Annotated in this window: 3 protein-coding genes; 2 read left to right on the top strand and 1 reads right to left on the bottom strand. The window is 67.3% G+C overall.

The genetic code is table 11. The annotated features are described in order from the left end of the window. Nucleotides 1-145 precede the first annotated feature (145 nt). On the bottom strand, nt 146-592 hold the full coding sequence (aroQ, locus tag FKP22_RS21870) for a type II 3-dehydroquinate dehydratase (RefSeq protein WP_141289804.1): 447 nt from the start codon (nt 590-592) through the stop codon (nt 146-148). Between the two features lie 189 nt (nt 593-781). Between aroQ and FKP22_RS21865 the strand changes: the two genes are divergently transcribed. Continuing rightward, nucleotides 782-1,921 (top strand): ABC transporter substrate-binding protein, encoded by a 1,140-nt coding sequence (locus tag FKP22_RS21865; protein WP_141289803.1) that lies wholly within the window; start codon nt 782-784, stop codon nt 1,919-1,921. Between the two features lie 136 nt (nt 1,922-2,057). Next, nucleotides 2,058-4,424, top strand: a complete 2,367-nt coding sequence (locus tag FKP22_RS21860) for a CotH kinase family protein (protein WP_170201007.1) — start codon at nt 2,058-2,060, stop codon at nt 4,422-4,424. Nucleotides 4,425-4,530: the final 106 nt, after the last annotated feature.

The raw sequence follows: 4,530 nt of genomic DNA, 5'->3' as shown, positions 1-4,530 counted from the left end.
ATGGAAACGAGAGGCATGGTCTGCTCCGAGAGAGTGAAAAATCCTGAGGGCGCGGACGCCGGCGCGCTGGGCGGCGCCCTGCTGCCACTGCACGCCAACTTTGCGCCGGACCGCGAGCTGTTCCTGAAGGAATTGACGGCCTGAATCAGGCCTTGGCCGCGGCGACCGCGCTGACCGCAGCCCGCAGCCCGAGCAGGTAGCTCTCGGCCCCAAACCCTGCGATCTGGCCTTTGGCGATCTCGGCGAAGACCGAGTGATGGCGGAAGGCTTCGCGGGCATGGATGTTGGACATGTGCACCTCGATGATGGGCGCCTTCAGGATCGCCAGCGCATCGCGAATGCCGTAGCTGTAGTGCGTCCACGCGCCGGCGTTGATGATGACGGCGTCCACCGCGTCCCGGAAGGCCTGGTGGATGCGCTCGACCATCTCGCCTTCGTGATTGGTCTGGAAGCTGGTGACATCGGCGCCAAGCTCGCTACCCAATGCCTTGAGCTTGGTGTCGATCTCGGCCAGCGTGGCGCGGCCGTACTGGGCCGGGTCGCGCTGACCGAACATGTTCAGGTTGATGCCGTGGAGGACAAGGATGTTCATGAGGCGTAAGCCTACACGCTGCCGAAGCCTCGGGGTCTTCCCTCGTTCGGTGCGGGAATTGCGCGTTACCAAGAAGTTACATGCAGCGGCGGTCTTGCCACCCACCGGCCTGAAAACCATACTGCGCCCGCGACAAGCAAGGCCCGCGGCAGAGCGCTGACGGGCGACAACAACAGGAGACATTCGGACATGGCAGGCAAGGGCAGTTGGGGGCTCTGGTGGGCCGGCGCTTGGGCGCTGGCAGCCAGTGCGGTGGCGAGCACGGCGGCAGCGGCAGACCTCGCGGTGCTGCAGGTGGCGCCGCTCACGGGCGTGAGTGGCGGGCTGGGTTGGCACATGCAGGTCGGCGCGCAGGTCGCGTTCGATTCGGTGAACGCCGCTGGCGGCATCAATGGCCAGCGGCTGCGCCTGGTCTCTGTGGACGAGGACCCTGGCCACGTGGCGAACCAGGTGCGTGCGTTGACCGAAAAGGAGAACCCGGTGGCGATGCTGGGCACGGTGCGCAGCGCCACACTGGACGAACTGCTCAAGCGCAACCTGCTGCAGAGCCTGCAGCTGCCGGTGATCGGCGTGGGCTCGGGCGCGCTGGCGGTGCACCGCCAGCGCGACCCGCTGGTCTACCTGACCCGCGCCAGCCATGGCGACGAACTGGAAACCGTGTTCCGCCAGATGGAGACCATGCAGACCAACCGCGTGGCACTGCTGACCACCGACGACAAGGACGGGCTGGAGCTGCAGGAGCTGGCCAAGGAACTGGCGGCCAGGCACGGCATCAAGCTGGTCGCCTTGGCCGCGCACCCGGCCGACACCGCAATGGTCGAGGATGCAGTGCGAGCCATCCAGAAGGTGCCGCACCAGGCGGTGGTGCTGGCGTCCAACACCGCGGCAGTTGCCTACTTCTGCAAGCTCTACCGAAAGGACAGGGGCACTGGCCAGCTGGTGGCGCTGTCGTCTGCGGAGGCCACGCAGCTGGCCCAGGTGGTGGGCAAGGAGGCGGCGCATGGCGTGATGATTTCGCAGGTCGTGCCCAACCCGCGCAATGCGCGCGTGGAACTGATGCGCGAGTTCGAGGCGGCCTACCGCAAGTACGGCCCGCAGGACATCGAGCCCACGCTGACGATGACCGAGGCTTACGTCAACGCCCGCGTGCTGATTGCCGCGCTGCAGCGCATGCCCGGCACGCCCACGCGCGCCGCGCTGGCCAAGGTGCTGGCCGCCGGCGACGTGATGGACCTCAGCGGCTACCGCATCGCGCTGCACCCGGAGCAAGGCCCGCGCCGCAGCACCTCGGTCTCGATGATCGACCGCGACGGCCGCGTCGTGTACTGAAAACAGGTGACGGCACCCCCAGTCTGACCCCTTGGGGCGCCGAGACGTGGCGCTCATACTCGCCCCCTTGGGGCGCTGTGGCTTCAGAAGCATGGACGCTCCACTGTTTGCGCTGGTTGGCAACGGGAGGAGACCCATGCTGTACACGATTCGAACGCTGGCGTTGGTGGGCGCGGCCTGGCTGCTGTCTCCCGCGGCCTTCGCCGGCACTGCGCGGCTGGACTGTGGCGGCAATGGTGGCCGCTACGACGCGGTCTACAGCGCCGACCGGCTCTATGACGCCAGCAACGGGTCTGGTGCCATTGGCGGCACCGCCAGCACGCCCTCGCTGCTGTACTACGGGCAGGTGATCGAGAACACCGCCTATTCGCCGCTGGTCAACAGCGTGCGCGAGGGCGCCAGCGAATACCGCTTCGACGTGGCCAACGGCAGCTACCTGCTGACGATGCAGTTCGTCGAGCTGCTGCAGAACGGGCCCAACCTGCGCAAGTTCTCGGTGCTGGCCGAAGGCGTGCCGCTGCTGCAGGATTTCGACCTCTACGCCCGCTTCGGCCGCAACTACGCGGTGACCTACCAGTTCGCCGTCACCGTGGCCGACGGCCAGCTCAACGTCACCTTCCCGGCCAGCATCGGCCAGTCCACCATCGCGGCGATCTCGGTCCAGTCCACCAAGGCCGACACCCGCGCGCCGAAGGCGCCGGCCTCGGTCGCCGCGCTGGGCGGCTACTACCGCAACATCGTCACCTGGCCCGATTCGACGGAGGCCGACCTGGCCGGCTACCTGGTGAGCCGCGCGGCCTCGTCCGGCGGCCCGTACACCACGCTCACCGCCCAGCCGGTGCCGAGCAGCCGCTACTTCGACGACGCGCTCGCGCCGTTCACTGCCGGCTTCTACAAGGTGGCCGCGGTGGACGTGTTCGGCAACCAGAGCGCCTGGTCCGCGCCCGTCTCGGCTGCGCCGCTGGACCGCACGCAGAGCACGCTGCCGGCCTTCCAGCTGACCATCCCGGCCGACCAGTACGCCATCCTGCAGGCCAACCCGGACTCGGATTACGTGACGGCCGACTTCGCCGGCGACAACCTGCTCTTCCCCGGCATTGGCGTGAAGTTCCGCGGTGCCACCAGCCTGAACAACCAGAAGAAGTCCTGGAAGGTCAACTTCAAGAAGGGCGTGCCCTTCCAGGGCCGCGACAAGTTGATCCTCAAGGCCTCGGGGCTGGACACCACGCAACTGGCCGAGTGCCTGTCTGCCGCGCAACTCGCAGGCGTGTCCACGCTGTTCTCCAGCTGCAGCTTTGCGCACCTGGACGTGAACGGCGAGTACCTGGGCCTGTTCAGCCACCTCGAAGACGTGGACGACGACTTCTTCAACGCCCGCGCCATCAACCCCAAGGGCCAGCTGCTGGAAGCGCAGGACGTGGTCGCGTCCAACTTCCGCGTGCTGGACGACTACTCGACCGCCTGGGACGACCACAGCGACAACGACGACGGCTACCCCGCGCTGGCCGCGCTGGTGCAGACGGTCAACGTGACCTCCGACGCCGACTTCCCGGCCGTCATCTCGTCTGTGATCAACGTGGACAGCTACCTGGACTACCTGGCCGCGATGCAGCTCACCGGCGATTGGGACCACGTGGGCCACAACTACTACATGTACCGCAGCCCGGACAGCCCCGTGTGGGAGCTCATTCCCAAGGACTTCGACCAGGCCTTCTACCAGACCACGCTGTCGCTGCTCAAGGGCGTCAAGACCACGCCGCGGCAATCGATCAACACCTACAACGTGCTGACCTCGCGGCTGCTCACGGTGCCGCTGTTCCGCCAGCAGTACGTCAACAAGATCGCCGAACTGCTGGCCACGCAGTTCACGCCCGCCATCCTGAACCCGCGCATCAACGCCCAGCACCAGGCCGTGCTGGAAGACACGCACCGCGACGTCTACAAGCGCTTTCGCGAGGACAACACCGGCTTCGACGCCTCGCCCGCCGCGCTGCAGGATTTCGTGACCCAGCGCATTGCCTACATCAATGCCAACCTGGCCGGCATTTCGCCCAACCTGGCCCAGCCGCTGCTGCTCAACGAAGTGCTGCCCGACAACCGCAGCGGCATCGTCACCGCAGCCGGCAACCACAGCCCCTGGATCGAGCTCTACAACCCCGGCAGCCAGGCCTACAGCCTGACCGGCCACTTCCTCACCAACAACCCCGCCCAGCCCACGCTCTGGCCGTTCCCGGCCGGCACCAGCGTGCCGGCCCATGGCTACCTGCTGGTCTGGCTGGACAACCTGCCCGCCGCCGGTGAACTGCACACCAGCTTCAGCGCCAACCCCAAGGGCCAGGCGCTGGCGCTGTACGCGCCATCGGGCAGCAGCGTCACGCTGCTGGACACCATCGCCTGGCGCGCCCAGCCGGCCGACACGTCCTACGGCCGCCGCGCCAGTGGCTCGTCACTGTGGGGGCGGCAGGCGCAGGCCACGCCGTTGGGAGCGAACGGCGGGCCATGAGGCTGGCGCTTTCCCCGGGCTTGATTTGGCCGCTTTGTGCGCCATCTTCAGGTCTGGAGGAAGTCTCATGAACCCTACCGGGTCCGACCCGGCCAGCCTGCTGGCC

Origin of the sequence: Ideonella azotifigens (genome assembly GCF_006519715.1) — a bacterium.
In the GTDB taxonomy this organism is placed as follows: Bacteria; Pseudomonadota; Gammaproteobacteria; order Burkholderiales; family Burkholderiaceae_C; genus Ideonella; species Ideonella azotifigens.
Note: the sequence above shows the minus strand (reverse complement) of the source record. Positions and strands in the feature narration are given on the sequence as shown.

Excerpts from the sequence above, each read along its gene's own strand:
- aroQ (WP_141289804.1), bottom strand. The coding sequence starts at position 592 with ATGAACATCCTTGTCCTCCACGGCATCAACCTGAACATGTTCGGTCAG.
- FKP22_RS21865 (WP_141289803.1), top strand. The coding sequence starts at position 782 with ATGGCAGGCAAGGGCAGTTGGGGGCTCTGGTGGGCCGGCGCTTGGGCG.
- FKP22_RS21860 (WP_170201007.1), top strand. The coding sequence starts at position 2,058 with ATGCTGTACACGATTCGAACGCTGGCGTTGGTGGGCGCGGCCTGGCTG.